Here is a 17,509-nt window from a genome sequence, read left to right as displayed (position 1 = left end):
AGCTCCAGCACGACTCTGCTTTCAACCACCAGGACTTCACATGATCAGGAAAGATTTCGTTTTCGCTGTTAGCGCAACCGCGGTCGCGCTGTGTGCGCTCCCCGCGCAGGCCGACCCGCTTCAGGCAACGCAGTACGCGGATTTTGACCGCTACGTGTTGGCCCTCTCGTGGCAGTCAGGCTTTTGCCAGAGCCTGCATGACCGCCACCGCGACGCCCCCGATGAGTGCCGCCTGCAAAAAGAGCGCGCCGACAAAACCTCTATCCTGACCGTACATGGTCTGTGGCCGGGTTTACCGAAATCCATAGCCGCACGGGGCGTTGATGAACGTCGCTGGATGCGCTTCGGCTGCGCGACGCGTCCGATCCCCAATATGCCGGAAGCGAAAGCAAGCCGGAAATGTGATGCGGCAGAAACCGGCCTGTCGCTGACGGGCGCGGCAAAACTCAATGAGGTGATGCCCGGTGCGGGCGGGAATTCTTGCCTGGAGCGCTACGAATATGCCAAACACGGCGTCTGCTTCGGCTTCGACCCGGATGCCTATTTTGGCACCATGGTGCGGATGAATCAGGAAGTGAAAGCCAGCCCGCTGGGGCAGTTTTTAGCGAAAAACTACGGCAAAACCGTCACCCACAGCGCCTTCGATGCCGCCGTCGCCAGAAGCTGGGGCCCGCAAACGGTCAAAGCCGTGAAGCTAAGCTGCAGCGGCAACCCGGCGTATCTTACCGAAATCCAGATGTCGCTCACCGCCGCCAGCATCAACGTCCCGCTGGCGACCGGCTCTTTTGCACCGCAGCCGCATCCGGGTAACTGCGGTAAACAGTTTGTGATCGATAAAATCGGCTACTGACGGGCGTCCGGGCGAACCAGATCAAACCGCTGATCCTCGCTCACTGCAAAATACGCCGTCGGGCCACCGGCACGCAGCACCGGCTGCGCTTTTGCCGTCTGGTAGATACCCTCCTGCAGCAGGCTTTCGTCAATGTGGATGCCAACCACTTCCCCCAGCACCAGCCAGGTGTCGATCGGCGTTCCGCCGGCAGCCGTCAGCTGAATGCATTGCGACAGGCGGCATTCAAAGTTAACCGGACTTTGCGCGACGCGTGGCACCTTAACGACCCGGCTCTCGGCCTTGCTCAGACCGGCGCGCACAAATTCGTCCTCACCGTGCGGCAGGCTGGCGGAGGTTTCGTTCATGGCGCTGGCCAGCTCACGGGTGGTGAGGTTCCAGACAAACTCGCCCGTTTCAACGATATTGCGCACGCTGTCTTTCCAGCCGGTGCTGGCAAAGCCAATAATCGGCGGATGATAATTGAAGCAGTTAAAAAAACTGTAAGGCGCCAGATTCGGGCGGCCTTCGGCGTCACATGAGGCAATCCAGCCGATGGGACGTGGCCCGACAATGGCGTTTAAGGGATCGTGCGGCAGGCCGTGTCCCTGGGAAGGTTGGTAAAAGTACATAGTGCTCTCGGGAAGAATAACGGATTAACACCGGCAGGCACGGATTACGCTTCGCTCATCCCCCTGCCCCAGGAGGATCAGCGTAACGCAATCCGTAGAAAATTAAGACTGAATAAACTGCAGCAGGTCTTCGTTAATTTGCTGTTTATGGGTTGTGCAGATGCCATGCGGCGCGCCGGGATACACCTTCAGCTGTCCGTCTGGCAGGAGCGTCACCGCCACCTTACCGCAGGTTTCGAACGGCACGATCTGATCGTCGTCGCCGTGAATGACCAGCGTCGGGAGGGTCATTTTGCGCAGGTCTTCCCGCAGATCGGTTTCTGAGAAGGCCGCGATGCAGTCATAGAGCCCCTTGATTGATCCCTGCAGCCCTTGCACGGTAAAGCTTTCGCGCACAGCGATGGATTCGCTGGCCCCCGACCGGTTATAGCCATAAAACGCCGCGCTCAGTTCGTAGAAAAAGGCACCACGATCCTTCACCACGCCGTCGCGGATACCGTCAAACACCGCTTTCGGCACCCCGTCCGGGTTAAAATCGGTCTTAATCATGATTGGCGTCACCGCGCTTATCAGCACCGCTTTTGCTACCCGCTCAGTGCCGTGACGGCCGATGTAGCGCGCCACTTCGCCCCCGCCCGTCGAGTGTCCGACGTGAACGGCATCTTTCAGGTTCAGGTGCGCCGTCAGCTCAGCCAGATCGTCCGCGTACTGATCCATGTTGTTGCCGTCCCAGGTCTGGGCGGAACGACCGTGCCCGCGTCGGTCATGCGCAATCACGCGAAAACCCTGTGACCCCAGAAATAACATCTGATCTTCAAAGGCATCTGCCGTGAGTGGCCAGCCGTGGCTGAACACAATCGGCTGTCCGCTGCCCCAGTCTTTGAAATGCAAATAGCTGCCGTCTTTCAGGGTAACTTTGTCGTAATCGCTCATGAGATCTCCTAAAACGGAACACAACCGCAGGTGGGCGCTTGCTACAGGCGCTTAAAAAGGATAATTCAAATCGGCCAACGATCACGTTTTTCGCACAAAATTCATACGAAAGTACCCGTTCACGCCTTCGGGAAAAATCCACGCTGCGAATGTGACATCCATCACTTCAAACCCGGGCGCAGAGTCAGTATCATCAGAGGCAGTTAAACCCTCGCTAGCGGATAGCGAGGGTTTTCTTTTGGCATCTCTTCTGCGGTTGTCGCAGCATAAACGACATGGAGTAAACAATGTCCAGACCCACCATTATCATTAACGAACTCGATGCCGAACGTATCGACCGCCTGCTGGAGCAACCGGCCTTTGCCTCGTTGCCGGTTGCAGAAGCGCTGAACGCCGAACTGGATCGCGCGCAGATGTGCGCCCCGCAGGACATGCCGCATAACGTGGTGACCATGAACAGCCAGGTGCGATTTCGCGATTTGACCACCGGCGAGGAACGCACCCGCACGCTGGTCTATCCGAATCAGATGACGGACAGCGCGACCCAGCTTTCGGTGCTGGCACCGGTAGGGGCAGCGTTGATTGGCCTGCGCACCGGCGACACCATCCACTGGGAGCTGCCGGGTGGAACCGCCACCCATCTCGAGGTGCTGGAGCTTATCTTTCAGCCTGAAGCCGCCGGGGAATACCAGCGCTAATCCCATCTGACAAGCGTTAACCCGCTTTGCCCAGAGGATGCATCTGCATCCTCTTTCTGCCTTCAGAGAGTGGCAGCCGGTGGCATCGCATTGACCAGCCCCGTTACGCGTTCTTTAGCCACTTGCGGGCTGTGCGCTCCCGGCACCAGAATGATCTTCCGGCACTCTTCCTGGCGCTTCTCGAAGATCTCATACCCGCGGGCCGCCTCTTCAAACGGCAGATAGTGGGTCACAATCTCCTCCGGCGTGAGCAGCCCTTGCTCAATCAGCGGCAGCAGCTCCCCAAGCCAGGCGTGAACGTTCGTCTGCCCCATTTTAAACGTCAGCCCTTTATCAAAGGCATCGCCAAACAGAAAACCGTGGATAAAACCAGCGTACACGCCGGGCACGCTGACCACCCCGCCGCGCCTCACAGCGGCAATACACTGGCGCAACGCTTTACCGCTGCTACCTTCCAGCTTCAGGGTGGTGAGTACCGTTTCGGTGGTACTGCCTTTCGCTTCGAACCCGACCGCATCGATCACCGCATCCACCCCGCGATGGCCTGCCGTCTGGGCGATAATTTTTTCCGCCGCGTCATCGTCTACGTCAAAGTTGACAGGGATCGCGCCATAGCGTTGCTCGGCGAAACGCAGCCGGTAGTCGTGATGGTCGACGACAAAAATTTGCTCGGCACCCAGCAGCCGCGCGCAGGCGATGGTCAGCAATCCCACCGGTCCGGCACCGAATACCGCCACGCTGCTGCCTTTTTCAATCTGCGCATTTTTGGCCGCCTGCCAGGCGGTAGGCAGAATATCTGACAGGAACAGCGCTTTGTCATCCGACAGCAGCGGAGGCACTTTAAACGGCCCGACGTTGCCTTTAGGCACCCGCACATATTCCGCCTGACCGCCGGGCACGCCGCCGTACAGGTGGCTGTAGCCAAACAGCGCGGCGGGGGCCGGGATCTGTTTTTTATTCAGGGCCGCGCCCTGCCCGCTGTTGGTCGTTTCGCAGGCGGCGTACTGATGCATGCGACAGAAAAAGCAGTCGCCACAGGCAATGACGAAGGGGATCACTACCCGGTCGCCCTTACGCAGATCTTTCACCTCGCGTCCGGTCTCCACCACCTCACCCATAAATTCATGACCAAAAATATCGCCGTGCTTTACCTGCGGGATCTTGCCGCGATAGAGATGCAAATCCGACCCGCAGATCGCGGTGGCGGTGATGCGCAGAATAATATCGTCAGCGTGCTCAATAATCGGATCGGGAACGTTTTCAACGCGAACGCTGTGTGGACCGTGATACGTCAATGCTTTCATGCGACCTCCGGATAACAGTGAAAAAGCGCGTGTTAACCTTAAAAGGGTAGCCATCTGCGGCGATAACCCGGGGAAAGCGTCTGCTTTGAGATTATTCCTGGAGAGCGTCAACAGGGAACGATAGACCGCAAGTTTAAAAACTGCCAACCACCTATCAGAAACAAATAATATTTTATGATTGAATGAATTTAGTGAAAGTAAACAGGGAGAAACGGGTATGTATCAGACAATCATTATGCCGGTGGATGTTTTTGAGATGGAGCTCAGCGATAAGGCGATTCGCCACGCGGAGTTTCTGGCGCAGCAGGATGGCATCATTCATTTAATTCATGTTCTACCGGGCTCGGCCAGCTTTGGTCTGCACCGCTTTGCTGCCGATATGCGGCGTTTCGAAGATCATATTCAGCACGAAGCGCAGACCCGGCTGCAGTCGATGGTCAGCCATTTCAGCATCGACCCGTCACGGATTAAAACCCATGTCTGTTTTGGTCATGTGCGCGATGTGGTAAACGAGGTGGCTACCGAAATGCACGCGGATATCGTGGTAATAGGTTCACGTAACCCTTCGATTTCCACCCATCTGCTGGGATCGAATGCCTCAAGCGTGGTCCGCCACGCCAATATTCCGGTGCTGGTGGTGAGGTAAAAAAAAGAGGCTACCGTCAGGTAGCCTCTTAGCATTGCAGGTGTGTCTTACGTTCTTTTTATTTGCTGCGAATCAGATAATCAAACGAACTCAGTGATGCTTTCGCCCCTTCGCCGGTGGCAATAATAATCTGCTTGTACGGCACGGTGGTGCAGTCACCCGCTGCAAAGATGCCTTTCACGCTGGTTTCACATTTGGCGTCGATGATGATCTCGCCCATGCGGTTACGCTCAATTGCGCCCTCCAGCCAGGTGGTATTCGGCAGCAGACCAATCTGCACGAAGATCCCGGAAAGCAGAACGTTATGAACATCGCCGCTGACGCGGTCACGGTACTCAATCCCGGTCACTTTGCTGCCATCGCCTTTCACTTCGGTGGTCTGCGCGTTCAGGATGATATCGACGTTGCCCAGGCTGCGCACTTTATCCTGCAGCACCTGGTCAGCTTTCATTTCTGGTGCGAACTCCAGCAGCGTCACATGCTCAACGATACCGGCCAGATCAATTGCCGCTTCGACACCGGAGTTACCGCCGCCGATCACCGCCACGCGCTTGCCTTTAAACAGCGGGCCGTCGCAGTGCGGACAGTAGGTGACGCCCTTAGTACGATACTGATCCTCGCCTGGCACGTTCATGTTGCGCCATTTTGCACCGGTCGCAATGATAATGCTGCGCGCTTTCAGCACCGCGCCTGACGCAGTTTCAATCTGATGCAAGCCGCCTTCATGCCCCGCCGGTACCAGTTTGCTGGCGCTCTGGCTATCGATCACATCCACTTCATAGTCGCTGACGTGCGCTTTCAGGGCACCCGCCAGCTTCTGACCCTCGGTTTTTGGTACGGAGATATAGTTTTCGATATCCACCGTATCCAGCACCTGGCCACCAAAACGTTCGCCCATCAGGCCGGTACGGATACCTTTACGCGCTGAGTATACCGCCGCCGCCGCACCTGCCGGGCCGGAGCCAACAATCAATACATCGTAAGCATCACGCTTGTTCAGCTCTTCCGCCGCACGTTTTTCGGCACCGGTATCCACTTTGGCAACGATTTCCGCCAGCGTCATACGGCCCTGACCAAACTCTTTACCGTTCATAAATACCGCCGGAACGCCCATCACGTTACGATCGGTGATTTCGTTCTGGAACACACCGCCGTCAATCGCGGTGTGTTTGATGCGCGGGTTCAGGACTGACATCAGGTTCAGCGCCTGCACCACGTCCGGGCAGTTGTGACAGGAGAGCGAATAATAGGTTTCAAACTCAAAATCGCCGTCGATATCGCGGATCTGCTCCAGCAGCGTCTGAGCCTCTTTTGACGGATGACCACCGATCCACAGCAGCGCCAGCACCAGGGAGGTAAATTCATGTCCCAGCGGAGAACCAGCAAAGCGCGGGCCCTGGGTGGAACCAGGATTGACGATCGCGAACGACGGCTTGCGCACCGGCAGGCTGTTGTCTTCGGTGAAGGTCACTTTAGGTGACAGTTCGGCAATCTCAGCCAGCAGTTCCTTGATTTCTGCCGATTTAGCGCTGTCATCCAGCGTGGCAATCAGCTCAACAGGTTTGGTCAGCTTCTCAAGGTAAGCCTTGAGCTGGGTTTTCATGTTGATGTCGAGCATCGTTATCTCCTGCTAATTAAAACATCATCATGCAAGCCGCCTCGTCGCGCGCCTGAATGAAGCTTGCATTATGGTGTTGGGAAGAAAAACGGGTGCCATGCACCCGTTAAGACAGGCCCGGGCAGCGTCGCGCCACCGGGCTTTACAGACTTAAATCTTGCCGACCAGGTCCAGAGAAGGAGACAGGGTTGCTTCGCCTTCTTTCCATTTCGCCGGGCACACTTCGCCTGGGTGAGATGCCACATACTGAGCGGCTTTCACTTTACGCAGCAGGTCAGATGCATCACGGCCGATGCCTTCAGCGGTAACTTCCATCGCCTGGATGATCCCCTGCGGGTCAACGATAAAGGTGCCACGGTCGGCCAGACCTTCGTCTTCACGCATGTTTTCAAAGTTACGGGTCAGGGCGCCAGTCGGGTCACCGATCATCGCGTATTTGATTTTGGCGATGGTTTCGGAGCTGCTGTGCCATGCTTTGTGGGTGAAGTGGGTGTCGGTAGAGACAGAGTAAACGTCTACGCCCAGCTTCTGCAGTTCTTCGTAGTGATCTGCAACGTCGCCCAGTTCGGTCGGACAGACGAAAGTAAAGTCAGCCGGATAGAAGAAGAACACGCTCCAGCGACCTTCGGTATCTTTCTCGGTGATCTCTACGAAGTCACCGTTTTTGAATGCCTGGTTTTTGAACGGTTTGATTTTGGTGTTAATTAAAGACATCTGTACTTCCTCCGTGGTTTCGTTGAGGGCTAAGGTAACCAACTTTGCCCGGACGGGCTAATGCGTTCGCCGTATCGAATCAATCAGCGATACCTAACAACCCTGGGAAGCCACCCTGTGAGCTGAACGTAAAAAGGCCGCCTTAACGGCGGCCCTGTTACCTGACATACCTGAAGATATCTCAGTGCCAGCCGGAGCTGGCGATGCGTTGCGCTCTACATTACCTTTTGCAAGGTCGTGACAGCGAACGGATTACACCACCCGCTCCAACAAAGGGCAATTGGCGAAGCCGTTTAAAATATCTATGGCTATGATAGGTTTTGCCGAAACGCTTCCTTTGCCCATTATTTTATAAGGATTGATCATGTTCAGACCCACCCTGCTCCTCACGCTTCTGCCGCTTATCGCCCATGCAGAAGAGCTGCCAGCACCGGTTAAAGCCATTGAAAAACAAGGTATCACCATCATCAAACCCTTCGAGGCACCCGGCGGCGTGAAGGGCTGGCTGGGCAAATATCAGGATATGGGCGTCACCATCTACCTGACGCCGGATGGCAAGCATGCAATCTCCGGCTATATGTATGATGAAGAAGGTAAAAACCTCAGTGAGCAGGTGATTCAGAAAGAAATTTATGCCCCTGCCGGACGTGAACTGTGGCAGCGGTTGGAGAAAGCCAACTGGCTGCTCGACGGCAATAAAGATGCCCCCCGCATCATTTATGTCTTCGCCGATCCGTTCTGCCCTTATTGCCTGCAGTTCTGGCAGCAGGCACGCCCGTGGGTGGATGCCGGAAAGGTGCAGCTGCGTACGCTGCTGGTGGGGGTGATTAAGCCCGAAAGCACGGGTGCCGCGGCGGCCATTCTTGCCGCAGCCGACCCGGCAAAAACCTGGCACGATTACGAGCGATCCGGAGGAAAAATGGCGCTGACGGCACCCCCGTCCACCTCTCCCGAACAGATCAAAACCCTGAATGCTAACCAGGCCATTATGGACGCTCTGGGTGCCAGTGCCACTCCAGCGATTTATTATATGAATACTAACCAGGAATTACAGCAGGTCGCCGGATTACCCGATAATGCGCAACTGGAGAGTATGATGGGTTCGCAGTAGTTCAGGAGTGGCGGCAGATACACAACCATGCCGCCTCTTTTTTTCAGAATAAAATTATCTCACTGAGCAGGTGCTATTTATTTCATAAGTCTCTGGTCATGATATATTAAGCTGAAATTTAAATTGAGTTAAGTTTACCTGTCAAATGGATGATGAATGGTTAACTCATATCTATAGTTATTTCGTATCAGATAACGAAACCGATACAGCTAATCAGGACGAATCATGGCTAATCTTTACGATCTGAAAAAATTTGATCTTAATCTACTGGTCATTTTTGAATGTATTTATCAGCACCTTAGCATCAGTAAAGCTGCTGAAACCTTGTTTATCACCCCTTCCGCGGTCAGCCAGTCTCTACAGCGACTGCGTACCCAGCTCGACGATCCGCTGTTTATCCGCGCGGGTAAAGGCATTACACCGACCACCGTGGGTACTAACCTGCATGTTCACCTTGAGCAAAACCTGAATCAGCTTGAACAAACCATCAACCTGATGCACAGCTCTGGCCTGACGAAGAAATTCCATATTTACTCCCCACCGATGATGACCACAAGCGCCATACTTCATCCCATTAAGTTATTGATGGAGGAGCATAATTATGAAATTGAACTCCATGACATGCTGCTTACAGCGGATACGGCTGAAGACCTGCTGGCCTACCGAAAAGCCGACCTGGTGTTCTCTTATAACTCGCTCAGCAACCGCTCCGTCGTCTGCATCCCCTTTAAGGTAATCAATTTTGTCCTCATTTGCCGTGAGGGTCACCCACGAATGGGCAACTCCGTCACTAATGAGGCGCTACTCAATGAAAAATTCACATTATTTATGACCGAAGAGCCAGGTGTAAAAGCGTTTCAGCGGGAAGTGGCAACCCAATTATCGGACAGAACCATAGCTTTTCGCAGCGACTCGTTTATGTCGTTAATCGCCATGATCAGCACCTCTGACCTGGTGGGGTACGTTCCGGAAAATGTCTATGACACCTATCGGGAATGCCTGAATGTTCGTAAGATTGAGACTGAATTTGCCTTACCCAAAATTGAAATGTTTATGATGTACAACCGTGCGGCGCTTAACAGCGCGCTATTCTCCCGGTTTATTGAACAGCTATCGCTAAAGTAAAAATGTCTTGATCAAATTAAGCAGAATAAAATTTTGGTTAATTTTATTCTGCTTTTTATTTACAACGCCGCGAGTCTTTTTGCCGCCGCCAGCAGCGTGGCTTCCTGTTTCGCAAAACAGAGGCGAATCAGCGTGTGCGGGAACGGATCGGCGCAGAACACCGACAGCGGGATCGCCGCCACACCAGCCTCTTTCGTCAGCCACTGGCAAAACTCGACGTCACCCAGATCGGAGATCGCACTGTAGTCCGCCAGCAGGAAATAGGTACCTTCGCAGGGCAGAATCTCCAGCCGACTGCCGCGCAGCGCGTCAATAAACAGATCCCGACGGGCGCGATAGAAGTCCGGTAGCTCGCGGTAGTGCTCAGGCTCGTGGCGCAGCATGTCGGCAATCGCCAACTGCGCCGGGGTGTTGACCGCAAAAGTCAGATACTGATGCACCTTGCGCAGCTCGGCGCTAATCGCCGCTGGTGCCACGCAGTAGCCCACTTTCCAGCCGGTCATATGAAACGTTTTACCAAACGACGACACCGCAATCGCCCGCTCACGCAGCTGCGGATGGGCCAGCACGCTGGCATGTCCCGCATCGGTAAAGCAGATATGCTCGTAAACTTCATCGCTCAGAACGTAAATTTCACGTTCGGCAATCGCCTGCCAGAGTGCGGCAAAATCCGCATTCTGCCACACCGTCGCCGACGGGTTGTGCGGTGTGTTGAGGATCACCAGCCGGGTTTTTTCGCTCAGCAGGGCCGCAAACGCCTGCCAGTCCGGACGGAAATGCGGCGGCTGCAGTGCCACCCGCTTCACCACCCCACCCGACAGGGCAATCGCCGGGGCGTAGCTGTCATAGCTCGGGTCAAAGCAGATCACTTCATCGCCGGTGCGCACCAGGGCAGTGATCGCCGCGTACAGGGCTTCGGTGGCACCCGCGGTAACCGTAACGTCACTGTTCGCATCGGGTTTGTAGCCATACCGTTCGGCGGTTTTGTCGGCAATCGCTTCACGCAGCGGCTGCGCACCGGTCATCGGCGCATACTGGTTCGCGCCGTTCGCCACGTGATGCGCCAGCCGCTGCTGGAGGTAGTGCGGACCGTCAAAATCAGGGAAACCTTGCGACAGATTGATCGCATTATGCTGCTGCGCCAGGGCGCTCATTTGCGTAAAGATCGTAGTGCCGAGGCTGGGAAGTTTACTCTCTGGAATCAATAGGTTATTGCTCATTATTGTGGGCCCGCGTGTAATACATATGTTGCTGCCACTATAACACGATGTTAGTATTTGGCAATCAAGACGCTTAGACGTCTAAACCATAATGATATTCCTGACCGACAGAGGTAATAAGGAAGATGACAGACAACCTGCAACTCACATCCCTGGTCGACGCCTGTCACTGGATCGGCGCAAAGGGCTGGGCACCCGCAACCGGCGGCAACATGTCGATCCGCCAGGACAACAGCTGGTGCTGGCTCAGCGAATCCGGCAAAGATAAAGGCAGCCTGACCAGCGATGACTTTCTGCAGGTTGAGATTGCCAGCAACCGCGCCCCATCCGGGCGTAAACCCTCGGCCGAAACTGGCCTGCACACGCTGGTCTATCGCCTCTTCCCCGAGGCCAATGCGGTGCTGCATGTTCATACGGTGAATGCGACGGTGCTGTCACGACTGGTTAAAGAGCCGGCGCTACGCCTGAGCGGCTTTGAGATGCAGAAATCCCTCCGCGGCCAGACCAGCCATCTCGATACGCTGTCGATCGCCGTATTTGATAACGACCAGGATATTGACGCGCTGGCGGCGCGCATCGCCGATTACGCGCAGACGCATCCGCTTAATTATGGTTTTCTTCTGCGCGGTCATGGCTTAACCTGCTGGGGACGCGACGTGGCAGAAGCCCGGCGTCACCTTGAAGGCCTCGAATTCCTGTTCGAGTGCGAGATGCGTTTACGACACCTGGAGAGAGTATGATTCGCGCGATTGTGACGGATATTGAAGGCACCACCAGCGATATTCGTTTTGTCCATAATGTCCTGTTCCCTTATGCGCGCGAGCGGCTGGCCGCGTTCGTCAGTGCGCAGCAGTACGCCGAACCGGTAAAGACCATTCTGGACAATCTGCGTGAAGAGATTGCCGAGCCGCAGGCCAGCGCCAGCGAACTGGTCGACACCCTGTTCGCGTTTATGGACCAGGACCGCAAATCAACGGCGCTGAAAGCGCTGCAGGGCATCATCTGGCAGGATGGCTACGTCAACGGCGACTTCACCGGCCACCTCTACCCGGACGTCCTGCCCTCGCTTGAAAAATGGAAAGCGCAGGGCATTGATTTATATGTTTATTCCTCTGGATCCGTTGCAGCGCAAAAACTGTTATTTGGCTACAGCGACGAAGGTGATATTACTCATCTGTTCAGCGGTTATTTTGATACCCACATCGGGGCCAAGCGGGAAACCCAGTCTTATCAGAATATTGCGACGCAAATTGGCGTTGCCCCGTCGCAGATCCTGTTTTTGTCTGATGTTCATCAGGAGCTGGACGCTGCCGAACAGGCAGGTTTTCGCACCCTGCAGTTGATTCGCGGCGATGACGACGGCGCCAGCCATCACCATCAGGTGCACCAGTTCGATGACATCAATCCGGAGCAGATCCCTTCATGAGCGCATTGACCATTTTTTCTGATAACGAAGCCAACCAGCCCCAGTGGCACAGCACCGACGCCGCCGAGATTGCCGAGAAGTTGCATGCCCGCGGCGTCCGCTTTGAACGCTGGGAAGCCGACCGCGATTTAGGCCGCGACCCGGCCGCCGAGACGGTGATTAACGCCTATCAGCACGCCATTGATAAGCTGGTAGCGGAAAAAGGCTATCAGAGCTGGGACGTGATCAGCCTGCGTGCCGACAACCCGCAGAAAGAGGCCCTGCGCGCGAAGTTTCTTAATGAACACACCCACGGCGAGGACGAAGTGCGTTTCTTCGTCGAAGGCGCCGGGCTGTTTTGCCTGCACATTGAGGACCAGGTGTATCAGGTGCTGTGTGAGAAAAACGATCTGATTTCCGTCCCCGCCGGCACCCCGCACTGGTTTGATATGGGCTCCGAGCCGAACTTTACCGCCATCCGCATCTTCGATAACCCGGAAGGCTGGGTAGCCCAGTTTACCGGCGATGCCATTGCCGATGCCTATCCGCGGCTACCTTAGATTTTGTAGGCCGGGTCAGCGTTCGCGCGACCCGGCATTTTTCAGACCGTGCTCCCCGCAAAAATCCCCTGCTCCACCGCGTCCGGCAATACCACGCCCGTATCCAGCACCCAACCGCTAATCAGTGCCGCAGGCGTCACGTCAAACGCCGGGTTATAAACCTGGGCATCAACCGGAGCCCACTGCACGGCACCAAAGCTGCCGGCTACCCCGGTGATCTCGCGGGGATCGCGTTGTTCAATCGGGATCGCGTCGCCGTTCGGACAATGCGGATCGAGAGTGGTTTGCGGGGCCGCTACGTAAAAAGGGATCCCGTGGAATTTCGCCAGCACCGCCAGCGAATAGGTGCCGATTTTATTCGCCACATCGCCGTTGGCGGCAATGCGGTCCGCACCCACCCACACCGCATCCACCTGCCCTTTCGCCATCAGGCTGGCAGCCATGGAGTCGGTGATCAGTTGATAAGGCACACCCAGCTCGCCCAGCTCCCAGGCCGTCAGCCTGCCGCCCTGCAGCAGCGGACGGGTTTCATCCACCCAGACGTTACTCACCTTGCCTTGCTGATGCGCAAGGGCAATCACCCCCAGCGCCGTGCCGACGCCCGCTGTCGCCAGCCCGCCGGTGTTACAGTGGGTCAGCAGGCGGCTGCCCGGCTGCACCAGCGCGCTGCCTGCCAGAGCAATGGCTTCACAGAGCTGTTTATCTTCTTCTATCAGGCGCAACGCTTCGTCCACCAGCGCGGGAACAAAATCCTCCTGCCACAGGGCCTGCTTCATGCGGTCGAGATTGTTCATCAGGTTCACCGCCGTCGGGCGCGCGGCGCGCAACGTATCCAGCGCCACCGCCAGCGCATCCCGGTTGTGACCCTGTTCCGCCAGCAGCGCCAGTAGCAGGCTGGCAGAGAGACCAATCAGCGGTGCACCGCGCACCCTCAGGGCGTGAATATGCCCCACCAGCGCCTCTACCGTTGAGGCATCCAGCCAGCGTTTCTCCTGCGGGAGCGCCTGTTGATCGAGAATAAATAACTGATTGTTTGCCACTCGCAGGCTGGTCGTCTGTAATGTCTGCATGTCGTTAATTCTCTGTTGCGTTGTTGTATCACATTGTGTCAGGATGAATTCCAGATGTATAGACGTCTGAATGTCTTTATTATGAGAACCCATGAGGAACCGGCAATGTCGCAATACCGTACCTTTACCGCCCAGGACGCCGTGGCGTACGCCCAGCAGTTTGGTGGCCTTGAAAACCCATCGTCACTGGTGGAGGCGCAGGAGGTGGGCGACGGCAACCTCAATCTGGTGTTTAAAATTTTCGACAGTGAAGGTGTGAGCCGCATTATCGTCAAGCAGGCGTTGCCCTATGTGCGCTGCGTGGGGGAATCCTGGCCGCTGACGCTGGATCGCGCCCGCCTCGAAGCAGAAACTCTGGTCGAGCACTATCAACACAGCCCGCAGCACACGGTCAAAATCCACCACTTCGACCCCGAGCTGGCGGTGATGGTGATGGAGGATCTCTCCAGCCATAAGATCTGGCGCGGGGAGCTGATCGGCAATGTGTACTACCCGCAGGCCGCGCGTCAGCTGGGCGAATACCTGGCGCATACCCTGTTCCACACCAGCGATTTTTATCTGCACCCGCACGCTAAAAAAGCGCGGGTGGCGCAGTTCATCAATCCGGAGATGTGCGAGATCACCGAAGACTTGTTCTTCAACGATCCGTACCAGATCCACGAGCGTAATAATTATCCGGCGGCGCTGGAAAACGACGTTGCCGCCCTGCGCAATGATGACCATTTGAAGATCGCCGTCGCCTCCCTGAAGCACCGCTTCTTCTCGCAGGCCGAAGCGCTGCTGCACGGCGATATTCACAGCGGCTCGATTTTTGTCGCCGACGGCAGCCTGAAGGCGATTGACGCCGAGTTCGGCTACTTTGGCCCGATTGGCTTTGATATCGGGACTGCCATTGGCAACCTGCTGCTTAACTTCTGCGGCCTGCCGGGCCATCTCGGGATCCGCGACGCCGCCGCCGGACGTGAACAGCGTCTGATCGACATCCAGCAGCTGTGGACCACCTTTGCCGAACGCTTCCAGGTGCTGGCTGCGGAAAAATCCCGTGATGCCGCGCTGTGCGTGCCAGGCTATGCCTCTGAGTTTTTGAAAAAGGTCTGGCAGGACGCGATTGGCTTCTGCGGCACCGAGCTTATCCGCCGCAGCGTGGGCCTGTCGCACGTGGCGGATATCGACACCATTCAGGATGACGAAATGCGCCACGAATGCCTGCGCCACGCCATTACGCTCGGCAAAGCGCTGATTGTGATTGCCGACCGGATCGACAGCGTGGACGCGCTGGTGGCACGGGTGCGTCAGTACAGCTGATTGTTCTCCTCTCCCTTCGGGAGAGGAGGTTTACCCCAGATACTCAATCACCGACAACCCGCCGTTGTAATCCGTGCTGTAAATGATTCCCTGCGCATCAACAAACACATCGCACGACTGGATCACCTGCGGGCGATTCGGTCGGGTATCCATCATCCTTGCGGGTGCTGCCGGAACCAGCGCCCCGGTCTCCACCGGTCGATACGGGTCCGAAATGTCATACGCCCTCACGCCCGCATTCTGATACGTGGCAAAAATCAGCGTTGAGCTAACAAAGCTCCCAGGACGGTTTTCGTGCAGATTGTGCGGACCGAAGTGCGCTCCTTTTGCCACGTAATCCCTTTCGTTCGGCTGCGGGAAGGTGGAGATGCTAACGGGGTTTGACGGCTCGCGAATATCAAACAGCCAGATGTGTTTTTCACCATCCTCCTGATTGTCGAGCACCGCTTCGTCCAGCACCACCAGCAGATCCCGGTCCGGCAGCGGCAGCGCGGTATGGGTGCCACCACCAAACGGTGGGCTCCAGTTGCGATGGCTGATAAGCCTCGGCTGGCTGCGATCTTTCACATCCAACAACGTCAGGCCGCCGTCGCGCCAGCTGCCGTAGGCGGTATCGCCGGCGATAATCGCGTGGTGCAACGCATAGCGTTTGCCCTCCGGCCAGTCGGGGGTTTCCCCTGCGGCCTGGTGCATCCCCGGCAGCCACCAGCGCCCGGCGACCTCCGGTTTACGCGGATCAGCCAGATCGATGGTCAGGAAGATGTAATCGGTAAAGCCGTCAATCAGCGCCGAGACGTAGGCCCAGCGCCCGCCAACGTACCAGATGCGGTGAATGCCAATCCCGTCCAGCGACAGGAAGCTGATTTCGCGCGGCTTATCCGGGGTCGAAATATCAAAAATGCGCAACCCCGCGCTCCAGCCTTTGTCCTGCACGTCGCTGACCGTCTCCCCCACCTGGCGGGTGTAGTAGACCTTTTCATCCGCAAAACGGGCATCGGCAAACAGATCCCGGGCGTTGATCACCAGCAGCAGATCGTCGTGGGCCTGCAGGTGTACGTTCCAGGTGCCGGGCGGCGCGGGCACATAGCCCGCCGCTTTCGGCTTTTTCGGATCGCGCACGTCAACAATCGAAAAACCCTGCGACACCATATGGCCGATATAAGCAAAGCCGCGATGCACCATCAACTGCACGCCATCCGGGCGACCGCCCTGATCGCTGTGGCCAATCAGCCGCATATTGCGGCTGTATTCGGGTGTGGGCAAAACACTCATTTGTTTTTCGCTTCCAGGGTCGCAAACCACGGTGCGATAAAGTCTTCGGTCTGGCCCCAGCCCGGAATGATTTTGCCCAGTGACGCCACGTTCACCGCGCCAGGCTGTGCCGACAGCAGCGCCTGCGGGATTGCTGCCGCTTTAAAGTCATAGGTCGCCGGGGTGGTTTCACCGGCAATCTTGTTGGCAATGAGACGCACGTTGGTGGCACCAATCAGCTTCGGATCCACCGCCACGCTCACTACCCACGGACTGTTCGCTTCGCGCATCAGCTGGAGATCCTGGTTAGAGATATCGATGCTGTAGAGTTTGATCTCGGTACGGCCGTTCTCTTTCAGTGCTTTATACGCGCCCTGGCTGAAGGCATCCCAGGTACCCCAGATGGCGTCGATCTTGCCTTTCGGGTATTTCGCCAGCACTGCACCCACCTTGTTGGCGGTATCGCCCTGCACGTCAGAGGAGACCGCGCCGATAGATTCCAGCTCTTTGATGCCCGGGTTCTGCTTGAGCAGTTCCTGATAGGCTGTCTGACGACGCTCCATTGGCGGGAAGCCAGCTACCCACAGCTTGATGATGTTAGCCTTGCCGTTGAAGTCTTTCACCAGCTGGCCGAACGAGAGATTGGTCAGGGAGGCGTCATCCTGCTGGGTGACGGTTACGCCCGGGATCTCGCCGTTCACGGCGGTATCAAACACGGCCACTTTGATCCCTGCATCGACCGCTTTTTTGATAAGCGCGGTGGAGTACGGATCGCGGCCCTGAGAGAGGATAATGCCGTCGTATTTCTGGCTGATCGCCTGGTTCACGAAGTCCTGGAATTTGGCGTCATCACCGTTGCTTAAAAAGGTGCTGACCTTAAACCCGTGCTTTTTCCCTTCCTGAATGGCACCGGAGACAAACTGGGTGGTGTTGTCGTCCGAGCCCAGGTTACGGATCACCGCAATGCGGATCTGTCCGTCATGGTTGGCAATCGCGGCCGGAACCGGTGCAGGTGTTGCGGCGTAGCCCGGTAACGATGACAGTAACCCCAGCGCGACTAAAGAGAGTGCAATTTTTTTCATTATGAT

At 56.4% G+C, this 17,509-nt stretch carries 18 protein-coding genes; 9 read left to right on the top strand and 9 right to left on the bottom strand.

All coding sequences use genetic code 11. From position 1 onward, the window contains the following. The first annotated feature begins 40 nt into the window (after nucleotides 1-40). Nucleotides 41-850: a ribonuclease I gene (rna, locus tag M8014_RS16765; protein ID WP_271283530.1), complete on the top strand. Its 810-nt coding sequence runs from the start codon at nucleotides 41-43 to the stop codon at nucleotides 848-850. Here rna and M8014_RS16760 read toward each other — a convergent pair. Beyond that, a complete protein-coding gene (locus M8014_RS16760) occupies nucleotides 844-1,461 on the bottom strand; it encodes a flavin reductase family protein (protein ID WP_271283529.1) in 618 nt (205 codons plus the stop codon). The genes rna and M8014_RS16760 overlap by 7 nt on opposite strands. Nucleotides 1,462-1,563: 102 nt before the next feature. Next, nucleotides 1,564-2,394 (bottom strand): alpha/beta fold hydrolase, encoded by an 831-nt coding sequence (locus tag M8014_RS16755; RefSeq protein ID WP_271283528.1) that lies wholly within the window; start codon nucleotides 2,392-2,394, stop codon nucleotides 1,564-1,566. Between the two features lie 287 nt (nucleotides 2,395-2,681). Between M8014_RS16755 and rnk the strand changes: the two genes are divergently transcribed. Beyond that, nucleotides 2,682-3,092 carry a nucleoside diphosphate kinase regulator gene (rnk, locus tag M8014_RS16750; RefSeq protein WP_271283527.1) on the top strand — a complete coding sequence of 137 codons (411 nt, stop codon included), beginning with the start codon at nucleotides 2,682-2,684 and terminating at the stop codon, nucleotides 3,090-3,092. A gap of 62 nt (nucleotides 3,093-3,154) precedes the next feature. On the opposite strand, the gene M8014_RS16745 is transcribed toward rnk, so the two are convergent. Beyond that, the gene (locus M8014_RS16745; protein ID WP_271283526.1) at nucleotides 3,155-4,396 is read right to left on the bottom strand and encodes a zinc-dependent alcohol dehydrogenase; all 1,242 of its coding nucleotides are present in this window, start codon (nucleotides 4,394-4,396) and stop codon (nucleotides 3,155-3,157) included. Between the two features lie 217 nt (nucleotides 4,397-4,613). Here M8014_RS16745 and uspG point away from each other — a divergent pair, with 217 nt between their 5' ends. Further along, on the top strand, nucleotides 4,614-5,042 hold the full coding sequence (uspG, locus tag M8014_RS16740; RefSeq protein WP_271283525.1) for a universal stress protein UspG: 429 nt from the start codon (nucleotides 4,614-4,616) through the stop codon (nucleotides 5,040-5,042). Between the two features lie 58 nt (nucleotides 5,043-5,100). Here the strand turns inward: uspG and ahpF are convergent, their stop codons facing one another. After that, nucleotides 5,101-6,660 carry an alkyl hydroperoxide reductase subunit F gene (gene ahpF, locus M8014_RS16735; RefSeq protein WP_271283524.1) on the bottom strand — a complete coding sequence of 520 codons (1,560 nt, stop codon included), beginning with the start codon at nucleotides 6,658-6,660 and terminating at the stop codon, nucleotides 5,101-5,103. 150 nt (nucleotides 6,661-6,810) lie between these two features. Beyond that, nucleotides 6,811-7,374 carry an alkyl hydroperoxide reductase subunit C gene (gene ahpC / locus M8014_RS16730; RefSeq protein ID WP_271283523.1) on the bottom strand — a complete coding sequence of 188 codons (564 nt, stop codon included), beginning with the start codon at nucleotides 7,372-7,374 and terminating at the stop codon, nucleotides 6,811-6,813. Between the two features lie 364 nt (nucleotides 7,375-7,738). Here ahpC and dsbG point away from each other — a divergent pair, with 364 nt between their 5' ends. Together dsbG and citR are read left to right on the top strand one after the other, a co-directional pair. Continuing rightward, nucleotides 7,739-8,485 (top strand): thiol:disulfide interchange protein DsbG, encoded by a 747-nt coding sequence (gene dsbG / locus M8014_RS16725; RefSeq protein WP_271283522.1) that lies wholly within the window; start codon nucleotides 7,739-7,741, stop codon nucleotides 8,483-8,485. 225 nt (nucleotides 8,486-8,710) lie between these two features. After that, on the top strand, nucleotides 8,711-9,610 hold the full coding sequence (gene citR, locus M8014_RS16720; protein ID WP_271283521.1) for a DNA-binding transcriptional repressor CitR: 900 nt from the start codon (nucleotides 8,711-8,713) through the stop codon (nucleotides 9,608-9,610). 59 nt (nucleotides 9,611-9,669) lie between these two features. Here citR and M8014_RS16715 read toward each other — a convergent pair whose 3' ends face one another. Continuing rightward, a complete protein-coding gene (locus M8014_RS16715) occupies nucleotides 9,670-10,830 on the bottom strand; it encodes a pyridoxal phosphate-dependent aminotransferase (RefSeq protein ID WP_271283520.1) in 1,161 nt (386 codons plus the stop codon). Nucleotides 10,831-10,955: 125 nt separating this feature from the next. Here M8014_RS16715 and M8014_RS16710 point away from each other — a divergent pair, with 125 nt between their 5' ends. Genes M8014_RS16710 through M8014_RS16700 form a run of 3 tightly spaced genes read left to right on the top strand, consistent with a single transcriptional unit; the run spans nucleotide 10,956 to nucleotide 12,795 of the window. Beyond that, nucleotides 10,956-11,570: a methylthioribulose 1-phosphate dehydratase gene (locus M8014_RS16710; protein ID WP_271283519.1), complete on the top strand. Its 615-nt coding sequence runs from the start codon at nucleotides 10,956-10,958 to the stop codon at nucleotides 11,568-11,570. Next, nucleotides 11,567-12,256: an acireductone synthase gene (gene mtnC, locus M8014_RS16705; protein ID WP_271283518.1), complete on the top strand. Its 690-nt coding sequence runs from the start codon at nucleotides 11,567-11,569 to the stop codon at nucleotides 12,254-12,256. Before M8014_RS16710 ends, mtnC begins: the two co-directional genes overlap by 4 nt. After that, on the top strand, nucleotides 12,253-12,795 hold the full coding sequence (locus M8014_RS16700) for a 1,2-dihydroxy-3-keto-5-methylthiopentene dioxygenase (RefSeq protein ID WP_271283517.1): 543 nt from the start codon (nucleotides 12,253-12,255) through the stop codon (nucleotides 12,793-12,795). Before mtnC ends, M8014_RS16700 begins: the two co-directional genes overlap by 4 nt. Nucleotides 12,796-12,836: 41 nt before the next feature. Here the strand turns inward: M8014_RS16700 and mtnA are convergent, their stop codons facing one another. Then, nucleotides 12,837-13,865, bottom strand: coding sequence for an S-methyl-5-thioribose-1-phosphate isomerase (mtnA, locus tag M8014_RS16695; protein WP_271283516.1), 1,029 nt, complete (start codon nucleotides 13,863-13,865; stop codon nucleotides 12,837-12,839). Nucleotides 13,866-13,970: 105 nt separating this feature from the next. Here mtnA and mtnK point away from each other — a divergent pair, with 105 nt between their 5' ends. Continuing rightward, entirely contained in the window at nucleotides 13,971-15,170 is a 1,200-nt protein-coding gene (gene mtnK, locus M8014_RS16690) for an S-methyl-5-thioribose kinase (RefSeq protein ID WP_271283515.1), read from the top strand. A gap of 30 nt (nucleotides 15,171-15,200) precedes the next feature. Here the strand turns inward: mtnK and M8014_RS16685 are convergent, their stop codons facing one another. Both M8014_RS16685 and M8014_RS16680 read right to left on the bottom strand, forming a co-directional pair. Continuing rightward, a complete protein-coding gene (locus M8014_RS16685) occupies nucleotides 15,201-16,442 on the bottom strand; it encodes an LVIVD repeat-containing protein (RefSeq protein WP_271283514.1) in 1,242 nt (413 codons plus the stop codon). Then, nucleotides 16,439-17,503: a sugar ABC transporter substrate-binding protein gene (locus tag M8014_RS16680; protein ID WP_271283513.1), complete on the bottom strand. Its 1,065-nt coding sequence runs from the start codon at nucleotides 17,501-17,503 to the stop codon at nucleotides 16,439-16,441. The genes M8014_RS16685 and M8014_RS16680 overlap by 4 nt, the downstream gene beginning before the upstream one ends. Nucleotides 17,504-17,509: the final 6 nt, after the last annotated feature.

The sequence above is a fragment of the Silvania hatchlandensis genome, assembly GCF_025564065.1.
GTDB lineage: Bacteria > Pseudomonadota > Gammaproteobacteria > Enterobacterales > Enterobacteriaceae > Enterobacter > Enterobacter hatchlandensis.
This window is presented reverse-complemented; position numbering and strand designations above follow the sequence as displayed.